Source organism: Streptomyces sp. KMM 9044, from assembly GCF_024701375.2.
Lineage (GTDB): Bacteria > Actinomycetota > Actinomycetes > Streptomycetales > Streptomycetaceae > Streptomyces.
Map to the genome: position 1 here is coordinate 1,997,174 of NZ_CP113910.1, position 24,715 is coordinate 2,021,888.

General features: G+C 71.2%; 21 protein-coding genes and 1 pseudogene. 4 read left to right on the plus strand and 18 right to left on the minus strand.

Annotated features, from left to right (window positions below; genetic code table 11):
* Position 1 precedes the first annotated feature (1 nt).
* From HUV60_RS08940 to HUV60_RS08975, 8 genes and pseudogenes are all read right to left on the minus strand, one after another.
* Positions 2-241 (minus strand): hypothetical protein, encoded by a 240-nt coding sequence (locus HUV60_RS08940; RefSeq protein ID WP_257847921.1) that lies wholly within the window; start codon positions 239-241, stop codon positions 2-4.
* A complete protein-coding gene (gatA, locus tag HUV60_RS08945; protein ID WP_257847920.1) occupies positions 238-1,731 on the minus strand; it encodes an Asp-tRNA(Asn)/Glu-tRNA(Gln) amidotransferase subunit GatA in 1,494 nt (497 codons plus the stop codon). The genes HUV60_RS08940 and gatA overlap by 4 nt, the downstream gene beginning before the upstream one ends.
* A gap of 5 nt (positions 1,732-1,736) precedes the next feature.
* Entirely contained in the window at positions 1,737-2,033 is a 297-nt protein-coding gene (gene gatC, locus HUV60_RS08950; protein WP_042167914.1) for an Asp-tRNA(Asn)/Glu-tRNA(Gln) amidotransferase subunit GatC, read from the minus strand.
* Positions 2,034-2,317: 284 nt separating this feature from the next.
* Positions 2,318-4,666, minus strand: a complete 2,349-nt coding sequence (locus HUV60_RS08955) for a putative bifunctional diguanylate cyclase/phosphodiesterase (protein WP_257847919.1) — start codon at positions 4,664-4,666, stop codon at positions 2,318-2,320.
* A gap of 290 nt (positions 4,667-4,956) precedes the next feature.
* Complete coding sequence (gene ligA / locus HUV60_RS08960; RefSeq protein ID WP_257847918.1) at positions 4,957-7,188, minus strand: NAD-dependent DNA ligase LigA; 2,232 nt, start codon at positions 7,186-7,188, stop codon at positions 4,957-4,959.
* Between the two features lie 14 nt (positions 7,189-7,202).
* A complete protein-coding gene (locus tag HUV60_RS08965; protein WP_257847917.1) occupies positions 7,203-8,210 on the minus strand; it encodes a methionine synthase in 1,008 nt (335 codons plus the stop codon).
* A gap of 468 nt (positions 8,211-8,678) precedes the next feature.
* A complete protein-coding gene (locus HUV60_RS08970) occupies positions 8,679-9,389 on the minus strand; it encodes an SDR family oxidoreductase (protein ID WP_257847916.1) in 711 nt (236 codons plus the stop codon).
* Positions 9,390-9,571: 182 nt separating this feature from the next.
* Positions 9,572-10,108: pseudogene (locus HUV60_RS08975) on the minus strand (TIGR00730 family Rossman fold protein); the annotation flags it as partial.
* A 146-nt stretch (positions 10,109-10,254) separates the two neighbouring features.
* Here HUV60_RS08975 and HUV60_RS08980 point away from each other — a divergent pair.
* Together HUV60_RS08980 and HUV60_RS08985 are read left to right on the plus strand one after the other, a co-directional pair.
* Positions 10,255-10,578, plus strand: coding sequence for a DUF427 domain-containing protein (locus HUV60_RS08980; protein ID WP_257847914.1), 324 nt, complete (start codon positions 10,255-10,257; stop codon positions 10,576-10,578).
* Positions 10,579-10,658: 80 nt separating this feature from the next.
* A complete protein-coding gene (locus HUV60_RS08985) occupies positions 10,659-11,438 on the plus strand; it encodes an alpha/beta fold hydrolase (RefSeq protein ID WP_257847913.1) in 780 nt (259 codons plus the stop codon).
* Between the two features lie 258 nt (positions 11,439-11,696).
* On the opposite strand, the gene HUV60_RS08990 is transcribed toward HUV60_RS08985, so the two are convergent.
* The 8 genes from HUV60_RS08990 to HUV60_RS09025 all read right to left on the minus strand — a co-directional run bounded on the left by HUV60_RS08990 (position 11,697) and on the right by HUV60_RS09025 (position 19,732).
* Positions 11,697-11,837, minus strand: coding sequence for a hypothetical protein (locus HUV60_RS08990; protein ID WP_158719310.1), 141 nt, complete (start codon positions 11,835-11,837; stop codon positions 11,697-11,699).
* A gap of 70 nt (positions 11,838-11,907) precedes the next feature.
* Positions 11,908-12,669, minus strand: a complete 762-nt coding sequence (locus HUV60_RS08995) for a M48 family metallopeptidase (protein ID WP_257847912.1) — start codon at positions 12,667-12,669, stop codon at positions 11,908-11,910.
* Between the two features lie 62 nt (positions 12,670-12,731).
* Positions 12,732-16,388: a type I restriction endonuclease subunit R gene (locus HUV60_RS09000; protein WP_257847911.1), complete on the minus strand. Its 3,657-nt coding sequence runs from the start codon at positions 16,386-16,388 to the stop codon at positions 12,732-12,734.
* Positions 16,389-16,543: 155 nt separating this feature from the next.
* The gene (locus tag HUV60_RS09005) at positions 16,544-17,110 is read right to left on the minus strand and encodes a Uma2 family endonuclease (protein WP_257847910.1); all 567 of its coding nucleotides are present in this window, start codon (positions 17,108-17,110) and stop codon (positions 16,544-16,546) included.
* 147 nt (positions 17,111-17,257) lie between these two features.
* Positions 17,258-17,815, minus strand: a complete 558-nt coding sequence (locus HUV60_RS09010) for an ATP-binding protein (protein WP_257847909.1) — start codon at positions 17,813-17,815, stop codon at positions 17,258-17,260.
* A 458-nt stretch (positions 17,816-18,273) separates the two neighbouring features.
* Complete coding sequence (locus HUV60_RS09015) at positions 18,274-19,053, minus strand: transposase (protein ID WP_257853091.1); 780 nt, start codon at positions 19,051-19,053, stop codon at positions 18,274-18,276.
* Positions 19,050-19,391, minus strand: coding sequence for a transposase (locus tag HUV60_RS09020; protein WP_257853090.1), 342 nt, complete (start codon positions 19,389-19,391; stop codon positions 19,050-19,052). The genes HUV60_RS09015 and HUV60_RS09020 overlap by 4 nt, the downstream gene beginning before the upstream one ends.
* The gene (locus HUV60_RS09025; protein WP_257853088.1) at positions 19,379-19,732 is read right to left on the minus strand and encodes a hypothetical protein; all 354 of its coding nucleotides are present in this window, start codon (positions 19,730-19,732) and stop codon (positions 19,379-19,381) included. Before HUV60_RS09025 ends, HUV60_RS09020 begins: the two co-directional genes overlap by 13 nt.
* A 114-nt stretch (positions 19,733-19,846) precedes the next feature.
* On the opposite strand from HUV60_RS09025, the gene HUV60_RS09030 reads away from it, so the two are divergent.
* Both HUV60_RS09030 and HUV60_RS09035 read left to right on the plus strand, forming a co-directional pair.
* Entirely contained in the window at positions 19,847-20,698 is an 852-nt protein-coding gene (locus HUV60_RS09030; protein WP_443047505.1) for a helix-turn-helix domain-containing protein, read from the plus strand.
* 12 nt (positions 20,699-20,710) lie between these two features.
* Positions 20,711-20,905 (plus strand): DUF397 domain-containing protein, encoded by a 195-nt coding sequence (locus HUV60_RS09035; protein ID WP_257847908.1) that lies wholly within the window; start codon positions 20,711-20,713, stop codon positions 20,903-20,905.
* Here HUV60_RS09035 and HUV60_RS09040 read toward each other — a convergent pair.
* Together HUV60_RS09040 and HUV60_RS09045 are read right to left on the minus strand one after the other, a co-directional pair.
* A complete protein-coding gene (locus HUV60_RS09040; protein WP_257847907.1) occupies positions 20,874-22,067 on the minus strand; it encodes a restriction endonuclease subunit S in 1,194 nt (397 codons plus the stop codon). The two genes, HUV60_RS09035 and HUV60_RS09040, sit on opposite strands and share 32 nt — an antisense overlap.
* Before the next feature lie 13 nt (positions 22,068-22,080).
* The gene (locus HUV60_RS09045) at positions 22,081-24,681 is read right to left on the minus strand and encodes a type I restriction-modification system subunit M (RefSeq protein WP_257847906.1); all 2,601 of its coding nucleotides are present in this window, start codon (positions 24,679-24,681) and stop codon (positions 22,081-22,083) included.
* Positions 24,682-24,715: the final 34 nt, after the last annotated feature.

Genomic DNA, 24,715 nt, shown 5'->3' on the forward strand with positions numbered 1-24,715 from the left:
CTCAGCCCAGCAGGACGTCGTCGTCGCCCAGCCGCTTCAGCTCGCGGTACAGGATGGCGAGGCCGGTGACGATCGCGACGGCGGACACGGTGGCGTCGATCAGGACCAGGGTGTCCTTCTCGTGCCGCGCCTTCTTGACGCGCTTGGCGACACCGATCGCGCTGAACGCGGTACCGGCCATGGCCAGATACGTGCCGGACCTGGACTTCTTGAAACCCTTGGCCTTGGTCAGTGCACTCACAACGACGGAGCCTCCTCGATCAGCGGGTGGCCCCACTTTTCCACGAAGGCCGCCTCGACGGCTGCACCCACCTTGTAGAGGCGGTCGTCCTTCATGACCGGGGCAATGATCTGCAGTCCGACCGGCAGGTTGTCCTCGGGCGCGAGGCCGCAGGGCAGCGACATGGCCGCGTTGCCCGCCAGGTTGGTCGGGATGGTGCACAGGTCGGCGAGGTACATCGCCATCGGGTCGTCGGCGCGCTCGCCGATCGCGAAGGCGGTGGTGGGCGTCGTCGGGGAGACGATCACGTCGACCTGCTCGAACGCCGTGTCGAAGTCCTGCTTGATCAGCGTGCGGACCTTCTGGGCGCTGCCGTAGTACGCGTCGTAGTAGCCGGAGCTGAGCGCGTAGGTGCCGAGCATGATGCGGCGCTTGACCTCGGGGCCGAAGCCGGCCTCGCGGGTCAGCGAGGTGACCTCCTCGGCGGAGTGCGTGCCGTCGTCACCGGTCCGCAGGCCGTAACGCAGGCCGTCGAAGCGGGCGAGGTTGGAGGAGCACTCGGACGGCGCGATCAGGTAGTACGCCGACAGCGCGAGGTCGAAGGACGGGCAGTCCAGCTCGACGATCTCGGCGCCGAGGTCCTTCAGCAGGGCGACGGTCTCGTCGAACCGCTGGATGACGCCGGCCTGGTAGCCCTCGCCGCGGAACTGCCGGACGACGCCGACGCGCATGCCGGTGACCGAGCCGTTGCGGGCGGCCTCGACGACCGGCGGGACCGGGGCGTCGATGGAGGTGGAGTCGAGCGGGTCGTGCCCGGCGATGACCTCGTGCAGCAGGGCCGCGTCCAGGACCGTGCGGGCGCAGGGGCCGCCCTGGTCGAGGGAGGAGGAGAACGCCACCATGCCGTAGCGGGAGACGGCACCGTAGGTCGGCTTCACGCCGACCGTACCGGTGACGGAGGCCGGCTGGCGGATGGAGCCGCCGGTGTCGGTGCCGATGGCGAGGGGGGCCTGGAAGGAGGCGAGCGCGGCGCTCGACCCGCCGCCGGAGCCGCCGGGGATCTTGGCGAGGTCCCAGGGGTTGCCGGTCGGTCCGTAGGCGCTGTTCTCGGTCGAGGACCCCATGGCGAACTCGTCCATGTTGGTCTTGCCGAGGATGACGACGTCGGCGGCCTTGAGCCGCTTGGTGAGCGTCGCGTCGTACGGCGGGATCCAGCCCTCGAGGAGCTTGGAGCCGACGGTGGTCGGGATGCCCTCGGTGGTGAAGATGTCCTTGAGCGCGAGGGGGACGCCGGCCAGCGGGCCGAGCTTCTCGCCCCTGGCGCGTTTCTCGTCGACGGCGCGGGCCTGGGCGAGGGCGCCCTCGCGGTCGACGTGCAGGAAGGCGTGCACCTTCTCGTCGACGGCCTCGATCCGGGCCAGGTGTGCCTCGGTGACCTGGACGGCGGTGAGGTCGCCGGAGGCGATCCGCGCGGCGGTCTCGGCGGCCGTGAGCCTGATGATGTCCGTCATGGGATTCAGTCCTCCCCCAGGATCTGCGGCACCTTGAAACGCTGCTGCTCCTGGGCCGGGGCGCCGGAGAGCGCCTGCGCGGGGGTGAGCGAGGGACGGACCTCGTCCGGGCGCATGACGTTCGTCAGCGGGAGCGGGTGCGAGGTCGGCGGTACGTCTTGGTCGGCGACCTCGCTGACGCGGGCCACCGCGCCGATGATGTCGTCGAGCTGGCCTGCGAAGTGGTCGAGCTCTTCGGGCTTCAGCTCCAGACGCGCCAGCCGGGCGAGGTGGGCGACCTCCTCGCGCGTGATGCCAGGCATGCAGCGTTCCTCTGGGGTGAGTGTGCGGTTCGGGCTAGGGCCTGCCGTCGTGTCCCGGGCGGCCGGGTGTGGCGCGGCTGGCGGGAAGGTGACGACAGGCCCCAATCCTATGGGTCGCCGCCCCCTCCCCGTGAAACGGTTTCCCCGCGCCTCCCGAAAGCGGTGCCGCCGCCCGGCGCCCGGATCCACGGCATGGCCGGTGCCGGGCCGACGGCCGGCTCCGTCCCGGGGCCGGTTTCAGGGCCGGTTTCAGGGCCGGTTTCAGGGCCACGACGGACCCAATGTCAGACCGGGCGGCCGGAGTCGTCGGCGGCTGCCGCGGGGAGGGCGGCTGCCGGGAGCTGCCAGCCGCGGGAGCCTCGGGCGAGGAGCCAGGCCGTGGTTTCGTCGGGCGGCATCGCGGCCGCGACCAGCCAGCCCTGGACGGCGTCGCAGCCGAGGTCCCGCAGGCGTTCCCAGGTCTCGTCGTCCTCGACGCCCTCGGCGACGACGAGCAGTCCGAGCGAGTGGGCGAGGTCGACGGTGCAGCGCACGATCGCGGCGTCCTCGCTGTCGACGGCCAGCCGGGCCACGAACGAGCGGTCGATCTTCAGCTCGCTGACGGGCAGCCGCCGCAGGTGCACGAGGGAGGAGTAGCCGGTGCCGAAGTCGTCGAGGGACATCTTCACGCCGTGCCCGGTCAGTCCGTTGAGCGTGTCGGCGGCGCGCTGCGGGTCCTCCAGGAGGACGTTCTCGGTGATCTCGAGCTGGAGCGCTCCCGCCGGAACCCCGTGCCGGGCCAGTCGCGCCGCGACGGAGCCGGCGAAGCCGGGGCTGTGGACGTCGCGCGGGGAGACGTTGACCGCGACCGGCACGAACAGTTTCCGGGCACGCCAGCGGGCGACCTGCCCGAGGGCGGTCTCCAGCACGTACTCGGTGAGCTGCGGCATCAGGCCGGAGGACTCGGCGATGGCTATGAACTCGTCCGGCGGCACCCTGCCGCGCTCCGGGTGCACCCAGCGGACCAGGGCCTCCAGGCCCGCGACCTGCCCGTCGAAGCGGACCTTGGGCTGGTAGTGGAGCTGGACCTCGTGCGCGTCCAGGGCCCGGCGCAGGTCGCCCAGGAGTCCCAGCCGGTCGGGGGTGTTGGAGTCCCGCTTGGACTCGTAGACCTCGACGCCCGTACGGTCCCGTTTGGCCTGGTACATCGCCACGTCCGCGCGCCGCAGCAGGCCCTCCGCGTCGAGGGCGTGGTCGGGGAAGACGGCGACGCCCGCGCTGGCCTCCAGCACGAGGGTGAGGCCGTCGAGGTCGAGCGGCGAGCTGAGGGCGGACACCAGGCTGCGGGCGACCCGGGTCGCCGACGTGATGGAGTCGGCGACCGGCAGTAAGACGGCGAACTCGTCACCACCGAGCCGTGCGGCCTCCGCCCCGCGCGGCAGGGCCAGCCTCAGCCGGTCGGCGATCTGCAGCAGCAGCCGGTCACCCGCGAGGTGACCGAGCGTGTCGTTGACCGAGCGGAACCGGTCGAGGTCGATCAGCATGAGGGTGGCGCGGGCGTCGGCGCGCTCGGCGTCGTCCAGCGCGGTCCAGATGCGCTCGAAGAGCCACTGGCGGTTGGGCAGTCCGGTCAGCGGATCGCGCAACTGCTCCTCCGCGCGGGCCCTGGCTATCCACAGCGTGGAGTCGAGCGCGACCAGCGGGATGGCGAACAGCGGCAGGACGGCCGGCCGGGCGTCGGCGACCACGCAGATCAGCGGCGCTATGCCGAGCAGCGCCACCGCGACCAGGCCCTGTCTGACCAGGGCGGTGCGGGCGACCGTGGGCAGTCCGCCCCGCGGGACGTGCAGGTACCAGTAGAGGGTGCGGGTGACCACGAGATACGCGGCGGCGACGAGCACCACCTCGAAGGCGGTGTGCGGTCCCCAGGTGTCGGGGGTCGCGGGGGACTCGACGGACGGTACGGACCCGAGCAGGGCCAGCACCAGCGCGCCGGCGCCGATGCCGAGCAGGTCCACCGCGCCGTGCAGGATGCCGCGGCGCCAGCGGCCCCGCCGGGCCACGCCGACCAGCACGACCACGGTGAGGCTGACCATGCCGGCCGGGACCCAGCCGTAGAGCAGCAGCACGGCGAGGGTGACGGCGGCGCCCGAGCCGGTGCCGCCCCACCAGCGGGAGCGGCCCAGCATCACCAGGTGGCCGACGACGATCCCGGTCAGTACGGCCAGGAACCAGCCGACGCGGCCGGACGGGAAGAGCGCGTGACCGCCGGTGACCGCCCCGAGGACGCCGGCGCCGAGCACGAACGTGGCGGCCGAGACGACCGCGGTGGGCAACGCGGGCCAGGACAGGTGTCGTTCCGCGTGTGCTTCGGACAGCCCGGGGCCGCCCGCGGACAGTCCGGTGGCGAGCGGTGGTGCTCCGGGACCCCGTCCGGTGCCCGGCCGGCCGGCCGTCGGCTGCCCCGCGGCCCGCTGTCCGGTGCCGCGCACCCCTCCGGGGCGCGCCTCCGCGGTGCGCGCCCCGGGGCGCCCTGGTGCGCCCACAGACCCCGCGGGCCGCCCTGCCCCACGTCCGCGCCACCGTGCGGCCGCCATGCGGCGCAGACCCAGACGCAGCCGTGAACCCGGGGCGGCGCTCTCGGTGGGTTCCATTCCCGTCCCTCTCACAGCCGGCGGTGCCCACGCCACACGGCTCGATGCCTGACAACCCCCGGCGGCTCCGTGACAGAAAGCCCTTCCACGGTGCCGCCACGAACACAGGGATGCCCCGACCGCAACTGGGCACGGCGGGCACACCTCCCAACAGTAGGCCGCGGACGGCTTCCGGGGGCACCGGTTGCCGACGGTTGCCCGAATGCGCCCCAGCCACCCGTATCCATCGGGTATGCGCCGACCAAGTGGCCTTCCCCGCTGCTTCCCGACTGCTCTCCGGCCGCTCCCCTCTACTCCTCGGGCCGCTCCTCGGGCCGCTCCTCGGGCCGCTCCTCGGCGGGCAGCGCCGCGTCGGCCGCCGCCTGTGGCCCTTCGTCGAGCAGGACGGTGAAGCCCTCCTCGTTCAGGACCGGCACCTTGAGCTGTATTGCCTTGTCGTACTTCGACCCCGGATTGTCGCCGACGACGACGAAGGACGTCTTCTTCGAGACCGAACCGGTCACCTTCGCTCCCCGGGTCTGCAGCACCTCCTTCGCGCCGTCCCGGGTGAAGTGCTCCAGGGTTCCGGTCACCACGACCGTCAGCCCTTCGAGCGGACGCGGGCCCTCGTCCTCGCCGGCCCCCTCGTCCTCCATGCGGACACCGGCAGCCCGCCACTTGCGGATGATCTCGCGGTGCCACTCCTCGGCGAACCACTGCTTGATGGAGGCGGCGATGATGCCGCCGACGCCCTCGGTGTCGGCCAGTTCCTCCTCGGTGGCCTGCTCGATCCGGTCGATGGACCGGAACTCCCGGGCCAGCGCCTCCGACGCGACCGGGCCGACGTGCCGGATCGACAGACCGGTAAGGACCCGGGCGAGCGGTCGCTCCTTGGCCGCCGCGATGTTCGCCAGCATCGCGACCGCGTTCTTGCGCGGTTCGCCCTCCTGGTTGGCGAAGACGGTGGCCGTCTTCTCCTCTCCCGTCTTCGGGTCCCGCTTGGGCAGGCCGCTGTCCTGGTCGAGGACGTACGCCCTGATGGGCAGCAGTTGCCCGACGGTGAGATCGAACAGGTCGCCCTCGTCCTTCAGCGGCGGGTCGGCGGGCTCGAGGGGCCCGGTGAGCGCCGCGGCGGCGACATAGCCGAAGTGCTCGATGTCCAGCGCCTTGCGGCCCGCGAGATAGAACAGGCGTTCCCGCAACTGGGCCGGGCAGGCACGGGCGTTGGGGCAGCGCAGGTCGACGTCGCCTTCCTTCATCGGCCGCAGCGGCGTACCGCACTCCGGGCACTCGGCCGGCATCACGAAGGCGCGCTCACTGCCGTCCCGCAGGTCGGCGACCGGACCGAGGATCTCCGGGATGACGTCACCCGCCTTGCGCAGCACCACCGTGTCCCCGATGAGAACGCCCTTGGCTTTGACCACGTCCTGGTTGTGCAGCGTGGCGAACTCCACCTCGGAGCCGGCCACGGTGACCGGCTCGACCTGCGCGTACGGCGTGACCCTGCCCGTACGGCCCACGCCCACCCGGATGTTGACCAGTGTGGTGTTGACCTCCTCGGGCGCGTACTTGTACGCGATGGCCCAGCGCGGTGCGCGCGAGGTGGAGCCGAGACGGCCCTGGAGCGGGATCTCGTCGAGCTTGATCACCGCGCCGTCGATCTCGTGCGCCACGGAGTGCCGGTTCTCGCCGTAGTGCGCGATGAACTCCCGTACGCCGGCGAGACCGTCGACCACGCGGTTGTGCGCGGAGGTGGGCAGGCCCCAGGTCTTCAGCAGGCCGTACGCCTCGGAGAGGCGGGCGAAGCCCTCGAAGCCCTCCAGGGCGCCGATGCCGTGGACGACCATGTGCAGCGGGCGGGTGGCGGTGACGCGCGGGTCCTTCTGGCGCAGCGAACCGGCCGCCGCGTTGCGCGGGTTGGCGAAGGGCTTGTCACCGGCCTCCACCAGACGGGCGTTGAGGCCCTGGAACTCCTCCATCGGGAAGAAGACCTCGCCGCGGATCTCCACGAGGTCGGGCACCTCGTCGCCCTTCAGGCGGTCCGGGATCTCGGTGATCGTCCGCACGTTGGGCGTGATGTCCTCGCCGGTGCGGCCGTCACCGCGGGTCGCCGCGCGGACCAGGCGCCCGTGCTCGTAGGTGAGGTTCACCGCGAGACCGTCGACCTTGAGCTCGCACAGGAAGTGGAACTCCTGCTCGCCCAGCTCCCGGTGGATGCGCTCGGCCCAGGCGGCGAGGTCGTCGTCGTTGAAGGTGTTGTCGAGGGAGAACATGCGGGAGCGGTGCCGGACGGACGTGAACTCCGTCGCGTACACCCCGGCGACCTTCTGGGTCGGGGAGTCGGGGGTGCGCAGCTCCGGGAACCGCTCCTCCAGCTTCTCCAGTTCGCGCAGCAGCCGGTCGAACGCGGCGTCGCTGACGACGGGCGCGTCGTTCACGTAGTACCGGAAGCGGTGCTCCTCGATCTGCTCGGCGAGCCGGGCGTGCTGCTCCCGCGCCTCGGCCGGCACGCTCGTCGTCTCCGCCTGCTGGTCACCCGCCACCGTGGGTCCTTCCGTCACTCTGGGTTGTCCGCGAGGGATCTCGCCGCCCTGACGCAGTGCGCGTAGGCGGTACGCGCGTACTCCGGGGACGCCCCCGCGAGTCCGCACGCGGGGGTGACCGTGACCGCCTCCGCGAGAAGGCCCGGTCGCAGCCCCAGCCTGCGCCACAGCGTTCTGACCCCCATGACGCTACCGGCAGGGTCCGACAACGGGCCGTCCGTGCCCGGCACGACACCGGTGAACAGCCGGGCTCCGCTCTCGACCGCCTCCCCGATCGTCTCGTCGTCACGTTCGGTGAGGAGCGAGAAGTCGAAGGAGATCGCCTGCGCGCCCGCCCGCCGCAGCAGGGCGAACGGCACGTCGGGCGCGCACGAGTGGACCACGACCGGGCCGCCGTCGTGCACCGCGAACACGTTCCCCAGCCCGGACTCGACGAGCTGACGGTCCACCGCGCGGTGGGTGCGGTAGCCGCTGGCGCTGCGCACCCGGCCGCCCAGGACGTCGGTGAGGGAGGGTTCGTCGAGCTGGAGGACGAGCCGTGCGCCGGGCACGCGCCGGCCCACCTCGGCGAGGTGCAGGCGCAGCCCTTCGGCGAGCGAGGCGGCCAGGTCCCGGCAGGCGCCGGGGTCGGAGAGGGCGACCTCGCCGTTACGCAGCTCCAGGTGGGCGGCGAGTGTCCAGGGGCCGACGGCCTGCACCTTGAGCGGGCCCTCGTACCCCTGGGTGTACTCCTCCAGTGCGTCGAGGTCCTCGCCGAGCCAGGAGCGCGCCCGCCTGGTGTCGCGTCCGGGCCGGTCCCCGAGCCGCCAGCCACTGGGCTCCACGCGCGCGTACAGCTCGACGAGCATCCCGGCGGTCCGTCCGATCATGTCCGCGCCGGGTCCCCGGGCGGGCAGTTCGGGCAGGAAGGGGAAGTCCTCGAAGCTTCCGGTGACGGTCTTGGCGGCCTCGCGGGCGTCTCCGCCCGGCATGGACCCGACCCCGGTCGCGGCCCCGAACCTGAACTGACTGTTATCGCTCACCGGAGAAGCGTACGGAACGGGTGGCGGGGCCGGTGTCCCGGCCGGGCCGCGGGAGCGCGCCGGCGGCCCGGACGGTTTCGCCCCCGGCCACAGGGCGGGCGGCCGGCATGCCCCCCGACGGCCCCCACACCCCACGGGACACACACCCCACGGCCCCCACACCCCACGGCCCCTACACCCCACGGGACACACACCCCACGGCCCCCTACACCCCACGGGACACACACCCCACGGCCCCCACACCCCCGACGGCCCCCACACCCCACGGAACGCACTCCCTGCGGGACACACACCCCCGACGGCCCCCACACCCTGCGGCCCGCACACCCCACGGCCCCCACACCCTGCGGCCCCCACACCCCACGGGACACACACCCCACGGCCCCTACACCCCACGGGACACACACCCCACGGAACGCACCCCCCGCGGGACGGCGTCCTCGAAGCGCCCGGCCGTGCGCCCGTGGGTCAGCGCCCGGTCCCCGGCCCCGGCCGCACGGTCAGGTCGTTGACCTCCGCGTCCCTCGGCAGGTCGAGGGCCATGAGGACGGTCGTGGCGACCGACTCGGGGTCGATCCACCTGCCGGCGTCGTAGTCCTTGCCCTCCTGCTGGTGGACCTTGGCCTGCATGGGGCCGGCGGTGCGGCCCGGGTAGACCGAGGTGACGCGGACGCCGCCCGCGTGCTCCTCCTCGCGCAGCGCGTCGGCGAGGGCCTTCAGGCCGTGCTTGGAGGCCGCGTAGGCGGACCAGCGGGCGTGGGCGCCCAGGCCCGCGCCGGAGTTGACGAAGACCACGTGTCCGCGGCTCGCGCGCAGCTGGGGCAGGAAGTGCCGGGTGAGTTCGGCGGGGGCGAGGAGGTTGACGTCGAGCTGGTGCCGCCAGGTCTTCGGCGTCAGCTCGCCGACCTCGCCGAGGTCGACGACACCGGCGATGTGCAGCAGGGAGTCCACCCGGTCCGGGAGGGACTGGTGGGAGAGGGCCCAGCTGAGCCTGTCGGGGTCGGCCAGGTCGCCGACGAGGGTCCGCGCGCCGGGGAAGCCGGCCGCCAGTTCCTTCGCGCGTCCCGCCGACCGCGCGTGCAGGACGAGGTCGTCGCCGCGCGCGTGCAGCCGGCGGGCGACGGCCGCGCCGATGCCGGAACCGGCTCCGGTGATCACATGTGTAGGCATGCCCGCCATGCTCGCACCATCGCGCGGTCAGGGCCTGGCCCGGGTTCTCCCGTGGAGGAAGGAGCGGCGTTCGGTGCGTGCTCCCGGTGTGCGGGACGGCCTCCGTCGTGGCGGAGTCACGTCGGAGGCCGTCCGGTGCGGCGGGCGTGCGTGCCGGGCGTCGCGACCCGCGGGAGGGCCGGGGCCAGGCCCTGGGTGCCCTGGCTCTCCTCCAGGCAGGCGAGTGCCCCGACGGGCTCCTCGGCGAAGAACACCAGGTCGGTGAGGGCGCGGGGCAGGAAGCCCTCGTCCTCCATCCGCCGGAACTGCGCCTTGAGTCCGTCGTAGAAGCCCGCGGTGTCCAGCAGGACCACGGGCTTGTCCGTGTGCCCGTGTTTCTTCAGTTCCAGGATCTCGGTGGCCTCGTCGAGCGTGCCGGTACCGCCCACCATGATCACCACCGCGTCGGCCTTCTCCAGGAGCAGCCGCTTGCGCTCCGCCAGGTCGGGGGCGATCACCATCTCGTCGGCGCTCCGGCGTGCCTTCGCCGCCAGGAACTCCACGGAGACGCCGAGGAGCCGGCCTCCCGCCTCCTGCACGCCGTCGGCGACGACCTTCATCAGACCGACGTCGGAGCCGCCCCACACCAGGGTGTGGCCGCCCTTGCCGAGCAGTTGCGCGAACTCCCGCGCGGGGCGCGTGCAGCGCTCGTCGAGATCGGCGGCGGAGAGGAAGACACAGATGTTCACCGGCCCGGGGTACGGACCCGTCCGGCGCGAGAGGGAAGAATGCGGGTCCGCCGGACGCTGCACCGTCCGGTGTCCGGGCCGGCCGGCGTTCGGCCTGCCCCGCCGGCCCGGATGCCCCCGACCCGGCTGACCGAGGAGTGTGGACCATGACCGTAGGACACCGCATCACCGTCGAGCGGAGCGAGCGGCACGTGCGTGTGGTGCACGGCGGGGAGGTTCTGGCCGAGAGCGGCCAGGCGCTGGTGCTGCGCGAGACGGGCCTGCCCGCGCGGTACTACATCCCGCCCGAGGACGTACGGCTCGACCTGCTGACCCCGTCCGACACCCGCACCCACTGCCCCTTCAAGGGCACCGCGTCCTACTGGTCGCGGCCGGACGCGGCCGACCTCGTGTGGGCGTACCCGGACCCGAAGCCGGACGTCGCCGGCATCAAGGACCACCTGTGTTTCTACGAGGTGGAAGTCCGATGATCGGATAGAAGGGTTGCGCTCGTCGGACGCGCGGCCCGCCTCACCGACGATCGGGCCGCGGTGCGGCAGTCTGCGGAGACATGGACAAGAACATCGTTTCGCGTGACGGCACCCTCATCGCCCACGAGAGCGCCGGACGGGGTTCCGTGGTCGTCCTCGTCAGCGGCGCGATGTCGACGGGCGCCACGGTGGCACCGCTGGCCGCGCCGCTCTCGGAGCGGTTCCGGGTCGTCGTGTACGACCGCCGGGGCCGCGGCGCGAGCGGGGACACGGCCCCGTACGCGGTGGAACGCGAGGTCGAGGACCTGGCGGCGCTGATCGAGGCGGTGGGCGGACAGGCCTCGCTGTACGGCGTCTCCTCGGGCGGCGCGCTGGCGCTGCGCGCGGCGGCGAGCGGTCTGCCGGTACGGCACGTCGCCGTGTACGAGACACCGTACGCGATGTCCGAGGAGGACCTGAGGGAGCGCGCGCGGTACACCGAGCGCCTGACGGAGGCACTCGGTGAGGGACGCCGCGGGGACGCGGTGGAACTCTTCCTCCGCCTCACCGGACTGGACGAGGCCGTGATCGAGAGCGCCCGGCAGTCCCCCCTGTGGGCCGGCATGGAGTCGATCGCGCCGAGCCTCGCCCACGACGACGCGGTCATGGGCGACGGCGGCGTCCCGGTGAAACTGCTGGCGTCGGTCCCCGTGCCGGTGCTGTCCATCGCGGGCGACGCGAGCCCGGCCTGGATGCGCGAGGCCGCCCGGACCATCGCGGACACCGTCCCCCACGGCACCTGCCGCACCCTGGCGGGCCAGACCCACATGGTGGAACCGGACGTACTGGCGCCGGTGCTGGCGGAGTTCTTCGCCCGCTGAGGCCCCGGAGGCACGGGCCCGCGCCGTGACGGCCTGCCGTCAGGTCATCGCACCGCGCCCCTCCGCAGGTCCGGTCCCTGCTCAGCGAGACGGCGCTCGCACTCACCGGCGTCCGGCAGGGCTCCGCTCCGTTCCCGCGGTGCGGCGCCGGACCCGCGGGTGGTGTGCTCGTCGAGACGGGTGCCGCGGCGTGGAGCCCCACGGCGCGGACGCGCTCACGGGGCTCCACGGCACCTGGGAAGACGAAAGGTCGCGGGATCAGCGGTGGGTGCGGAAGCTCGGCCCGAAGCGGTGGAAGGCCCCTTCCTGCTTCCACTGCGCGGCGGCCTCCGGGCTGGCCTCCAGCGGGTTCCGGCAGTCCGCGCCGATGGTGTCCCGTGGAGTGGTGCAGCGGATCACGTTCCGCTGGGAGGCGCTGCCACCGATGGCCGGTGCGCCGGTGTCCGAGGGGCGGGAGATACAAGATCGGCTACACCAAACCGCGGGACGTGGCCGAGACCGCTCCGCGCCACAGTCGCGGCTCCTCCTGCGCGAACCGCCGTTCGCGCACGTCGGCGTCGGGTAGCGCGAGCCGGACGGCCCCTCGGAAAGCCGCTCCGTGGCCGGGGTGCTTGAGGTGGCAGAGCTCATGGATCAGGACGAGGTCCACCAGGGCGACCGGTAGCTGTACCACCGCCCAGTGCACGGTGATCGCGCCCTCAGGGGAGCAGACACCCCAGCGACGGCCGAGGTCCCGCACCTCGATGCCGGCCGGAGCACGCACTCCGGCCAGTGAGGCCAGCGGCGGCAGCCGGGCAGCGAGCCAGCGCTCCCCGCGGCTGCCGTACCACTCCACAAGGGGCCCGGCATCGGCGGCGGCCGACCGCGATCGGGGCAGCTCCAGCCATCCCTGTCGCAGTCGTACGTGACGGCCGGCGCCGTCGGGAGTGAGCTTGAGCCGGTACCGGCGGCCCAGGTAGGCGAAGCCCTCGCCGCCGATCAGGTCCCTGACCGGTTCGGCCGCCCACAGGTCCTGACGGCGGCGGACCTCGGCGGCGAGGCGCGGCATGCGGCCACGCACCGCGTCGGCGATCTCCTGGGGATCCGCGTCTGCGGGAATCGCGAAGAGCACCCGGCCGTCCTCGGCGATCTCGATGCCGAGGGTGCGGCGCCGTGGCCGCACGACGACATCCCACCGCCACCCCCCGGGCACGGGGAGATCGGCGATGGCCTGTTCGACGACGGTGCTCACCCGCTCTTCCTACCATCCGGCAACGGCCTCACCCCGCCCGGCGGCCGGCGGCGGTCACCGGGTCAGGTGTCCCCGCCGTCCGCCTCGTCGCGCGGCCGGTATCCGAGGAAGCACTCGTGCCTCTCCACGGCCAGCTCCGTCAGATGGCTCGCGAGGTCGCCGATGTCGTCCCAGTCCATGGCGAGCCAGGTCTCCAGGTGCTCGCGGAGTTCGTTGCGCATGCGGTTGCGGGCGGCGATCTGCGTGTGTACCTGTGGCCGCCGGACGAGCACCGACATCTCCAGGGTGAGGCCGCGGGCCGCCCGGATCAGATCGGTGCCCGGCGGCCACGGTTCCCGTACGGCGTCTTCGGCGTGCTGCCGGAGCAGTCCGAGGACCAGCCGTTCGGTCCGGGAGTCGAGGCCGTCGTCGTTCTCCGGCTCCTGCTCCGCCGCGGCCACGTCCCCGACCAGACGCGCCAGGTCGGCCGCGGCCTGCTCGAAGTCGTCCCGCATCCGCGCGACGATCTCCTCGAGCCGGAGACTGAACCGCTGGTAGCCCGCCCGGTCGCCGCCGATCCTCGCGGTGATGCGCAGCTTCAGCGAGCCCGTCATGTACGAGCACCGCGCCCGGGGGTCGGCGTTCGCGTCGACCCGTTCCATGAACTCCGGGTCGGTGAGTTCGACGGGTGGGATCCGCTGCCGGATCCCGGTGGTCTCGAGGTGCTGCGAGATGAGCCGGCGCACCTTGGCCCCGTAGCGGCGCGGGCTGAACTGTTCGCGGCCGTCGAGGTAGCGGCGTCTGGCCATGTACTGGAGTGTGCCGAGCTGGCCGGCCAGCTCCCGGTACCTCAGGGCCTCCGGGTCCGGCAGGACCGCGTTGAGCGCGGTCAGGAAGTCGCGGACGCGTTCGTCGAACTCACCGCGCAGAAGCGGGTCGTCGAGGCGTCGGCCGAGGAAGTCCTCCCACTGCGACGCGTCGCCGGGGTCGGTGACGTTCTGCCCGGCCAGGAAGCGGGTGACCTTCGCCCCGAGGTCCTCCAGGAGGGCCTTGGCGGCGGCGTCGGACCGCAGCAGCAGTCCGTCCCGGTCGGGGCCGCGGCCGTCGGGCTGCGGTCCCTCGTAGTCCGGCTGGAGGTGGTCCACGGAGACGTTCCGGTAGCCGAGGACGTGCCGCAGGTGCTCCTGGTCGTAGGAGGCGAGCGAGCGGGCCAGTTCGGGACCGATGCCGACGTAGTCGACGACCTGGCCCCACGTCTTGGCCGGGTAGGGCCGGTTGGTGCGGGCCACGGCCTGCAGCAGTCCCGCGCCGGACAGCTTGCAGTCCAGGTAGAGGACCTGCTCGACGGGCGCGTCGAAGCCGGTGAGCAGCATCGACTGGACCACCAGGAAGGCCATGGTCTCCGGCTGCGCGCCGCCCTCCGTGTCCGGCGGCGCGGGCGGTCCGCTGTCCGCGGGCAGGTCGAGATCGACGTTCCACACCTGGCCACCGCTCGCCGGGGTGCCGACGCCGGACGGCTGCGACCCGTGCGTCCTGACGTTCCATGCCGGGTCGGCCGTGATGTCGCGCGGCGGCAGCCCTTTCTTGAAGCGTGCGATGTGCGCGTCCTGGTGGCTCTTGGTGATCCACGGCCGCCACGCCTGCGGATCGCTGCCGCCCTGGCCCGCCGGGGAGATGACGACGGCCGCGTCGAGCGTTCTCAGTACCTCGCGGTCCGGCAGGAGCACGAGGAGCGCCCGCTCCTCGTCGTCGGCTTCGAGCGCGGCCATGGGGTCGGCGATCAGGGCCGGGTCGAGCGCGTCCAGGCGGGCGACCAGCCGGTCGCGGGCGGCGAGCAGCGCGCTGCGGTAGCGGACGGCGGCCAGCCGCGAGACGGTGGCGATCTGCGCCCCGAAGCGGTCGGGCAGCGCGGTGCGGGCCCAGTGGCCGAGCATGTGCTCGGCCTTGGCCTCGATCACCGAAGGGGCTTCCAGGATCTCCTTGCGGCGGCCGAACGTACGCAGCACCTTCGCCCGCAGCTCCGGATCGGACGGCACCTTCTCGTCGAACCGGGCGTCGAGGGCGGCCTGTTCGACCACATCGAGCGGTACGGCGTACGCCTCGTAGCGGACGGGCACGACGGACCGGTCGAGTTCGGCATCACGCAGGGTGTACGTGTCGGCGTACGGGCCGAAGATCTCCTCGCTGCGTCTGCGGTTGCTGCTGATCACCGGGGTGCCGGTGAAGCCGACGAAGGCGGCGCGCGGCAGCATGGCCCGCCAGCGGGCGTGCTGCCACTTGTCGTTGCCCCGGTGGGCCTCGTCGATCAGGACGACGACGTGGTGGTGGGGGTTGGCCACCCGGTTCTGTACGTGTCCCGCGTCCTCGCCACCGTCCTCGTCATCGTCGTCGGGAACGGCGTCGGGCAGTGACTCCTCGCGGCCGTCGTACGCCGTGTCGTCGCGCTGCGCCTTCTGCAGGGTGACGAGGACGACGTCCCCGACGTCCACCTCCAGGTACTTCCTGGCCCGCTTGACGCTCGGCGCCCGGTGCACCTTCTCCTCGGTGGCGGCGAGGCTCGTCCGGATCTGCTTCTCCAGGTCGAGGCGGTCGGTGACCACGACCACCTTGTGCGACTTCAGAGCGGGACGGCTGCGCAGGTGCCGGACCAGGAACGCCATGGTCAGGCTCTTGCCGGAGCCCTGGGTGTGCCAGACCACACCGCCCCGGTGGCTGACGGCGACGCCGGCCGCCGCCTTCCGGTCCCGCTCCTCCAGTTTCCGCGTGAGCGCCTTCACCGCCTTGAACTGCTGGTGGCGGCCGACCAGTTTGACCGTGCGGTGACCGCTGCCGAGCCGGGTGGTGAAGTCCCGTACCAGATCGAGGAGATGGGCAGGGCGCAGCATCCCGGCGACCAGGACCTCCTGGTCGGTGAGGGCTGCCGACGCGGACTTGCGCACCTCCTCGCGCACGCGGTCCTCGCTCACGGGCGCGACCGTGCGCCAGGGGGCGAAGTGCCGGGGTTCGGCGGTGACCGTGCCGGTCTCGGCGTGGTCGCGGTCGGTGCCGACCAGGACCTGCGCGAAGCGGACGAACTCGGGGACTGCGGCCGGGGAGTTGACGCCCGCGTACCGAAGGACCTGGTCGACGGCGTCGTCCAGGGCGGCCCGCACGTCTCCCCGAGGGCCGGACACCACGGGCGCCTTGCACTCGATCACCACCCACGGCAGCCCGTTGACGAACAGCACGAGGTCGGGCGTGACGGGAGCGGCGTCCTTGCGCTCGACCCGGAACTGGGAGACGACGAGCAGGTCGTTGCCGCCGCCGGGCGTGTCCGGCCGCTCCCCGAACTCGCCGTCCCAGTCGACGAGCCGTACGTGTTCGGGGTCGCCCTTCGTCCAGCCCGTCAGGGTGCGGGCGTTGCGGCCCTTGCGCAGGAGGTCGGTCACCTCCAGGTTCCCGGCCACACCGCGTTCCTTCGGGCCCTGCCCCGGCGCGGTGCCCTGGACCAGGGCGAGGAGGTGGTCGAGCTGCGCGTCGCTCAGCCAGGGTTTCCCGTCCGACGGCCTCGGGTTGATCCTGGCCACGGCGGCCCTGAACCGGTCCGCGTACACGACGGCCTCGAAGCTCGTACGGTCCGAGGCGCCCGGCGCGGTGGCGGGTCCGGCGGTCGGTCCGCCCCGGAGATGGGTCCAGCCCATCGCCGTCAGCTGCTCGATCAGCGGCCGCTCGGTCCTGACGTACTCCGGCTGCTCCCCCACGCGCCTGCCCTCCCCGGCCACCGGCCCCGCTCCCCGCCCTCCGGTACAGGACAGGAGATCGAAACTCTATCGGCGGCCGGGGAGCGTGGGGCGGGGTGCGCGCGGATCAGGCCGCGAGTACGGGTGAGGGTGGCTGGAAAGCACCCACTCCTTACTCAGAGGCGCGTGGTGTCCAGGACGATCCCGAAGGGCTCGGGCAGGGTGACCGGGGTGCCGAAGGGGTGAGGGCCGTCGGCCTTGGTGTAGCCGAGTTCGCCCGGCTCGGAGAAGAGCGTGAGTTCGCGGTTCTGACGGTCGACCAGTAGGTACAGCGGAGCGCCGTACTCGGCGTAGCGCTTGCGCTTGGTGACGCGGTCCGTGTCGGCGTTGGACTTCGAGGTGACCTCGACCGCCAGAAGCGTCAGATCCGGGGTGACAACGATGTTGTCGTCCTGCGCGAGTTCCTCGGGGACGACGGCGATGTCCGGGACGTACCAGTTGGGCGAGCCGGGGAGGTCGATGTCCCCGGAACCCTCGACGCAGCCGAGTTCGTCGACACGGTCCTCGATCTGACGGCGAATGACCCGTGTGGCGCGTTCGTGGTCCCAAGTCGGCGGCACGGGTTGGATGATCCCCTCGATGATCTGTACACGGCTGCCGGCCATGTACCTGATGGCGTGCTTCAGGGCCCGCTCGTGATCGATGTCCGCGTACCTGTCGTCGGGCTGCGGGTGGGTGCTCATGGCGTCGTCGCCTTCTCTCGCGGAACGGCGTGATCGGTGTACCACGGACGTGGTGACTCCTGAACCAGGACGCAGGCAGTGCTCCCCCATACGGGTGATGAACACTGCCGGCGTCGGCTTCGGGAGGTAAGGCACCGGGTGTGCGGATCAGGCCGCGAGCGCCGGGAGCGGCGGCCTGAAATCACCACCAAGGGCGAGTTCGAACCAGATGGTCTTGCCGCCCGGCCCGCCGTTCGGCCCGTCGACGGACCCGCAGCCGCCCCACCGGTCGGCGAGACTCTCGATGATCGGCAGCCCACGGCCGGAGGGAGCGGCGGGATCGGGCATCGCCGCGCCCGGCGCGAACGGAGGCAGATCCGGACTCGCGTCCCACACGCTCACCCGCAGCGCGGGGCACAGCCACTGCATCCGGACGATGACCGGGCCCTTGGTGTGCCGCACCGAGTTGGTGGCGAGTTCGCAGGTCAACAGCTCTGCTCGGTCGGCGAGTTCACTGATCCCGTGCGCGTGGAGTACGGCACGGAGGGTGCCCCGGACGATCCGGGGGCCGCGTGGGTCGCAGGGGAGGTGGATCTCGTACGTCCAGGGAGCGGCGAACGGGATCGGGGCGGGGTGGTCGCCGTAGCCGACGTCGTGGTTGACGCCGTAACTGACAGGGCGGGTCGATTCGTTGCTCGGTTCAGTGCTCTGTTCGTTGCTGCTCACGAGGGTCTGCCTCCGTGGTGCGGAACGGGTTCTTTGGGGCGCCGGTCGCGAACCGCCGTACGGCGGTGGCAATGCCGGGGTCCTGCCTTCCGGAGGGCAGGGGGCCGGTGCGCTTCCGCTGAGCGGCTGGAACGCGAATGGCGTGCTACACAATGTAGAGCTACCCACTTAACCCGTGCCATGCTTTGAACTGGAACGAGTGAATAATCGGATTCGGTTGGACCCGATCCACCAGCGTCGGCACACTGTGCGCGAGCAAGGAGGCTGTAAATGGCACCGAAGCACCAGCCTCGATTCTTCACTTGCGGTGTGACGTCGGTCGGTTCGGCGGTTTGCCCGTAATGTCCCCTGCCGTTCGAGGACGGGCCGTCGCGTGACGCTGCGGGGCGTCGGGTTCCACGGGCCCGAGGGTGCTGCGGGTCCTCTCCTCTCCGCTGTCGTCGGGGCGGGGCCGACCGTCAGGTGTGGGCCGGAAGCTGGGTGGCCCGCTGCCAGGCGGTGGCGAACGCCGGCGCCCAGGGCCAGGTGCGGTCGAGGTGGAGGGTGCGTCTGCGTGCGTGGGCGGTGAGCCGGGCGGGCAGGTGGTAGAGCCTCCTGCGGATCGTCTCCGGTTCGGCGGCGGCGAGTTCGGGCTCGTCATGCAGGAGAAGGAGCCTGGTCCATGCGTCGAGGTCCGCGGCGATAGTGGCAGCCAGCACCCAGGCGGCGTTCAGCTGCCAGGACTTCGAGGGCAGCAGCCCGAGGCCGATCCGCTTGATCGCCTTGACACGATCCTCGACCTCGGCATGATCACGGTAGAGAGCATCGACGAACCACACCTGCCCGGAGCCGGACACCCCGGAAAGCCCCTGGTGGGCGGGGATGTTCGTGGCGACGATCTGGTAACGCCAGCCGGTGCGCTGCTCGAACGCGGTCAGCTTCTTCAGATCGCGGCGCGAGGGCTTGACCCGGCGCACGATCAGCCGCATCCCCTCGGGCCAGCCGCTCAGGTCGCGCACCCCGGTCAGCTCGGCGACCTGGTAGGTGACCTTCTGTCCGTCCGGGCCCTTGATCTCGTGGACCTCGCCGTCCTGCCGCAGCGCGTCGTTCCACACGTCCGCGGGCAGCAGTGCGATCGCGGCCTCGTCGGCGGTATTGATGGCCCAGCCGGTCACCCAGCGCACTCGGCGGCGGCTGGTGGTCAGCGCCTGCAGATGCTCAAGGAGGCCGTGGCTGAAGGCCGCGCCGTCGATCCTCACCAGCAGCTTCGACCACAGCGGCAGCGGAGTTGCCGCAGCGCGGCGGCCAGCACCGTCTTGTGGTCGGCGACGTCGTTGGACGCCGCGTTGCCCGGCCGTAGCAGCATGGTCACGCACTCGCGGGTATTGGCCAGCCAGGCGCCCAGCGGGTGATGTCCGTAGCCGCCCTTGAACGTGCCGGCCGCGCCGTCCTTCTTGCTGGTGCAGGTCACCAAGGTGGCATCGAGATCCAGGACGTACCAGTTGGTGAGCGTGCGCCCGCATACCGAGATCCACGGGAACCCACCGGGCCGCAGGGCGAGCAGCGTCCACACCCCACGCCGTATCACGGCGCGCACGCGCTCCACCCGGGCTCCGACAGGGCCGTCGATGGCTTCCAGCGTGCGCCACAGGGTGCTGTCCGAGACCGGACGGGGAAGAACGGCCTCCAGTGCTGCTGCAGTTGCTCGGCCTGCAGGACATTCCTCGCGCCGAGGACGATCGCGCAGGCCAGCTGGACCAGGGCCATCCCGCGATCCCGCCACCCCGGCCCGACGCCGCGGGGCAGCGCGGCGGCCAGGGCGCGGGTCAGCCCGACCCGGTCCGCGATCCGGTGCAGCAGCACCACGCCCGCATGCCCGACCAGGTTCTTGCCGTCGGCCCGCACAACGAGCCGACGATCCCATTCGGTAGCCTGCACCTGTTGGGTGCCCCCACTCTGCGACGTTCTTGATCTAGGAAGTTCAGATCATCGCAGGTCAGGGGCACCCTTCCGCTATCAGGGCGTCACATCACTGACGGACGGCCCTCGTAGCTGAATACACGAGGCCAGCCCACGATCCGTCAGCGCCGACTCGGCGCCGAGCTGCGACGGCTCAGAGAGTCCGCAGGCATGCCCGCTCCCAGGGCAGCCGAGTTGCTGGGCACCGACCGCACCAACATTTCCAACATCGAGGCCGGTAGGTACGGCATCAGCGAGGACCGTCTGCGTCGGCTCGTGAGCATCTACGAGTGCGACGACGAGGAACTCATCGACGCCCTGGCCTCCATGACCGGAGGCCGCCGGAGCGGTTGGTGGGAGGAGTACCGGGGCAAGATCCCGCCCGATTTCCTCGACACATCGGAACTGGAGCACTACGCCACGAGCCTGCGCTCAGTCCAGACAGCCCATCTTCCCGGCATCTTCCAGACCGAGGACCACGCGCGCGCCCTCTTCGACTTGTTCATCCCGACCCTGCCCCGCCTTGAGGTGGAACTCCGCATCGCTCATCGGCTGGCGCGGCATGCACGGATCGCAGATGAGCCCGGCATCCCCTACATCGGACTCATCCACGAAGCCGCGCTGCATATGCAGGTGGGCGGGCGGAAGGTAGCCAAAGCGCAGCTCGCTCGCCTCTTGGAAGAAGGCGAGCGTGACAACGTCACTCTCCGGGTCATCCCGTTCTCGGCGGGCGGCTTCCCCATGGCCGGCGACTCCGTGATGTACGCGGTGGGCCCCAGCCCTCACCTGGACACAGTCCTGGTCGACTCCCCGCTCGGCGCCGCTTTCTTCCACTCGTCCACTCAACTCGCCAACTTCCGTCGGCGACTGGACGCGATCGAACAGGTGGCGTTGAATCCGAAGCAGTCATCAGATGCCATCGCCGAAATCGCCAACGACCTCTAAGAGGTGCCCGTCGTGTCCGCCCTGAAGTGGATCAAGTCCTCGTACTCCGAGGCCAGTGGTAACAACTGCGTTGAGGTTGCCTGGACACAGACAGGAGTCGCCCTGCGGGACAGCGAACGCCCGGCGGATGTGATCGTCATGGGCCGGGCGTCGCTTGGTGCGCTGATAGGAAGCCTCAGGTCCGGTTCACTCGGGAGCGGCCGCTGAGCAGGTCTTCGATCACGCCCTGCTGGATCGTGCGGAGCTTTGCGATCTGCTGTTGCAGCACGGCAGCCCGCTCCCGAGCCGCATGTACCGGGCCGAGTAGACGCCGTTGCTCCTCCACCGGCGGGACCGGAACCGGCATCTGCTTCACCTGGGTCGAGTTGATCGACGCAAGGTTGGTCGTTTGCTTACCCACACGCTGAAAGTAGGCTCGGCCCTCGGGCGACGCGGCATACAGCGCGAGGAAGTCCGGCAACATCTGCTCGCCACAACGAACTCTGAACACATGGTTCTGGTGCAGACACTCGTCGATGCGACCGTCCCAGACGGCACCTCGGCCCAGCTTGTCGAGGTCGCCGCCCTCGGTGAGTAGAAGGTCACCCTTCCTGAGGGCGTAACGCTCATACTGTGTCTTTACGATACGAACCGTCTTTACGTCAGTGGTGTCAATTCGCCCATCGAGCACGTTCGCGACGCGGAGGTAGGGCAACTCGATGGTTCCGTCGCCCACGAGTTCGGAGCCGAGTGTGACACCGGCCGCAACGGTGGCGACCGAGTCGAGACGCGGACCGGCTGTCCCGACTTGACCCAATGCATGCGCAGAGAGCGCGGATTCGGCGATTTCGACCTTGGCCAGCATCCGCTCCAACGCCCCGATCCGCCGCTCGAACGCCTTGTGCGCGGCGACAATGTCGCGTTGTTCGGACAGCGGCAGTCGCGGAATCTCCAGGGCTCGTACGTCGGCCTGCGACACCTTGTACTGGCCGCTGGTCCCGCGCATGGCCGCCTCAATCTGCCGCCGCACAGCAGCTGAGGTCAGCACGATTCCCAAGAATCCGGGGTCCAGCAGGTCAGGATCAGCAACCAGCCGGAACACCAAGTCCGGCAGAAGCAGTCTCGGACGGACCTGGTTCACCGTGCAGGCGACACCCACCAGCGCCTTGACCCCGTTGGCCCGGGACATGAGGACATCGCCGCGCCGTACTTCAAAGGCGATCCTCGGCAGGACCTCGTTGGGAAGTCGCTTCGCCTCCGAGGCGACGAACTTCCCCGAAGTGACCGCGCTGAGCTTCAGGACACCCCACTCGTCCATCGCAGGTCGCGCCGAGTCGCAGACCGGACTCCATCCGGTCTCGACTTTCCGCAGCACATCCTTGAGTGCCACCGTGGATCGGACCTCAACGCCCATAACCCAGCACCCCCAGCCACTCCGCAAGCCCCTTCGCCGCGTCCCCGCTCTCGTCCTCCAGGTCCGTCAGCGAGACCTCGTACTTCTCGGCCCAGCGTCGGAAGGAGGCGACGATCTCGCGGCGGCCCGCCGCCAGCGCCGCGTTCAGACGGTCGGACAGGTCACGGCGCAGGACGGCGAGGACGACACCCTCAGGTCCGCCCGCCTCGGACAGCTTCCACTTGGCCGCCTGCTTCAACTCCGGCAGGAAGCTGTCGTCCAGCGCCTTGCGCTTCCTGCGCGCCGCCGTCAGGGACTTCTTGGCTGCCGTCAACGCCTTGTCCAGAGCGGCGAGTTGCTCCGGGGCGACCGGCTCCCCCAGTTCACCGGATTCGGAGTCGGACTCGTCGTCCGTGTCCGTACCCGCGTCCGCCACCGCCGACCTCGCCTCGGCCGCTGTCTTCGCCGCGGCCTCCGCCTCCGCGACGGCCTTGTCCGCCGCCTTGACCGCCTCCAGGAACTCCGGGATCAGCTCCCGTACGACCGGCTGGTCGAGGGCCCTGCGGCGCTCGGCCGGAGAGACCGACGTGCGCTTCGCGTCCTCCGCGCCGCCACCCGGGACCGCCGGGTCGACGATCGCCTCGACGGAGTCGACCCAGCCTTCCAGGACCCGCTCGAAGCCGCCCGCCGCGAGGGCCTTCATGTCGTAGCGGTTCTCCGTCCACCAGGCGGCGATGATGCCGGCGGTCGTGAACTCGTCGAGAACCCCGGCTCCGCCGACCGCGGCCGTGAACCCGTCGAGAAGCCCACTGCGCAGACCCATCAGCTTCCGGTCCGCCGCGAGCTGGGCGAAGAGACCGGAGCTCTTCGCCCACCACTCGTCGAACGTCTCGCGCAGCTCCGACTCCCGCGCGTACGTCAGTCCCGGAACACGGGCGGCCGTGGCCTCCGCGCCCTCCGGCAGGAAGTCGTAGTACTCGCCCGAGCCCTCCCGGCGCGCGAACAGCGAACCGGCGTCGACCCCGTACGCCCTGAACAGCCCCTCCTTCGCCGCGACCTCGGCGACCGGCACGCCCCCGTACAGGTGCGCCCGTACGTCCTGCGGCTCGGCGGGAGGCGAGTTGTCCACCCAGCGGCGAATGTTGAAGTTCGCCTCGGGGACGCCCTTCGCGTCGGGGGCGAGGAGTTCGTCGCGGTGGACCTCGCGCGAGTAGCCGTCGATGAGGCGCCAGCTGCGGAAGACCTTGACGATCTTCTCGATGTGTTCGGGGCCGAGTTCGTTCTGGTTGCGGCCGGGCGTGAAGTCCCGGTCGGCGTTGATGAAGAGGACCTTCTCCCGGCGCTTCGGGTCGGTCTTCCCGTGCGGGGGCCGCAGGATGAGGATGCAGGCCGGGACGCCCGCGCCGTAGAACAGGTTCGGGCCGAGGCCGATGACGGCTTCCACGCAGTCCGCGCGGAGCATCCCGATGCGGATCTCGCGTTCCTTGCCGCCCCGGAAGAGCACCCCGTACGGCATGACGACGGCCGCTCGCCCGCCGTCCTCCTCCAGGACGGACACCATGTGCTGGACGAACATCAGGTCGGCCTTCTTGCCGCTCCCGGGCGTCCAGCCCCAGTGCATCCGCTTGCCGTGGTCCTCGTCGGCCCTGGCGACGGCGTCCTCGTCGTACGGGAGCGAGAACGGAGGGTTCGACAGGATCGCCGAGAACTTGCGCAGCCGCCCGTTCTCGTCGAGGTGGAGCGGCTCGGCGAGGGTGTCGCCGTGTTGGAGGTCGAAGGTGTGGATGCCGTGCAGGACCATGTTCATGCTGGCCATGGACCAGGACGGGCCGTTCTTGTCCTGCCCGTTGACCGACAGTTCCTCGGGGTCGCCGCCGTGTTCCTCGACGTGCTCGCGGGCCGCGATGAGCATGCCGCCGGAGCCCGCGCACGGGTCGTACACCGACTCCCCGGCCTGCGGGTCGACGAGGCGCACCATCATCCGCACCACCGAACGCGGCGTGTAGAACTCGCCGCCGCGCTGGCCGGCCGAGTCCGCGAACCGGCCGAGGAGGTACTCGTAGGCCGCGCCCAGCATGTCGGGGAACTCGAAGTCCTCGTTGCGCAGCCGGTAGAGGCTGAAGTGCCGGATCAGCGAACGGAGTTCGGGGTCGGTGAAGCGCGGCTTGGTGCCGACCACCTCGTTGAAGCCGATGTGCGAGGCGATGCCCGCGAGCAGGTCGTTGCCCTCCTGGAGCGCCACCAATGCCTCGTCGAGGCCCTGGCCGACGTTCTCGGTCAGGGCCATGATGCCGGGCGCCGGGCTCTGCGGTTTCTCCGGGTCGTGGTGTGGTCCACGCCACCAGCGGGCCCGCGGCGGCACGTAGAAGACGCGGGGGTAGGCGGCCGGGTTGTCCGCCTTGGCCAGTGCCCTCGCCTCGTCGCCGCCGGTCTGCGCGAGCCGCTGCTCGTACACCCGCTTCCACTCCGGCTCGAACTCGTCCGAGGCCCGCTTCAGGAAGAGCATCCCGAAGATGAAGTCGCGGTACTCGGAGGCGTCCATCCGGCCGCGCAGGATGTCGGCGGCCGAGAAGAGATGGCGTTCGAGCTCGGGCAGGGTGATTCTGGCCACGCGCGGATCCTTCGTACGGAGATGGAGGTGCTAC

Coding starts and splice junctions, on each gene's coding strand:
- HUV60_RS08985 (WP_257847913.1), top strand. CDS start 10,659: ATGGACAAGAACATCGTTTCGCGTGACGGCACCCTCATCGCCCACGAG.
- HUV60_RS08980 (WP_257847914.1), top strand. CDS start 10,255: ATGACCGTAGGACACCGCATCACCGTCGAGCGGAGCGAGCGGCACGTG.
- HUV60_RS08970 (WP_257847916.1), bottom strand. CDS start 9,389: ATGGCGGGCATGCCTACACATGTGATCACCGGAGCCGGTTCCGGCATC.
- gatC (WP_042167914.1), bottom strand. CDS start 2,033: ATGCCTGGCATCACGCGCGAGGAGGTCGCCCACCTCGCCCGGCTGGCG.
- HUV60_RS09005 (WP_257847910.1), bottom strand. CDS start 17,110: ATGAGCACCCACCCGCAGCCCGACGACAGGTACGCGGACATCGATCAC.
- gatA (WP_257847920.1), bottom strand. CDS start 1,731: ATGACGGACATCATCAGGCTCACGGCCGCCGAGACCGCCGCGCGGATC.
- HUV60_RS08955 (WP_257847919.1), bottom strand. CDS start 4,666: ATGGAACCCACCGAGAGCGCCGCCCCGGGTTCACGGCTGCGTCTGGGT.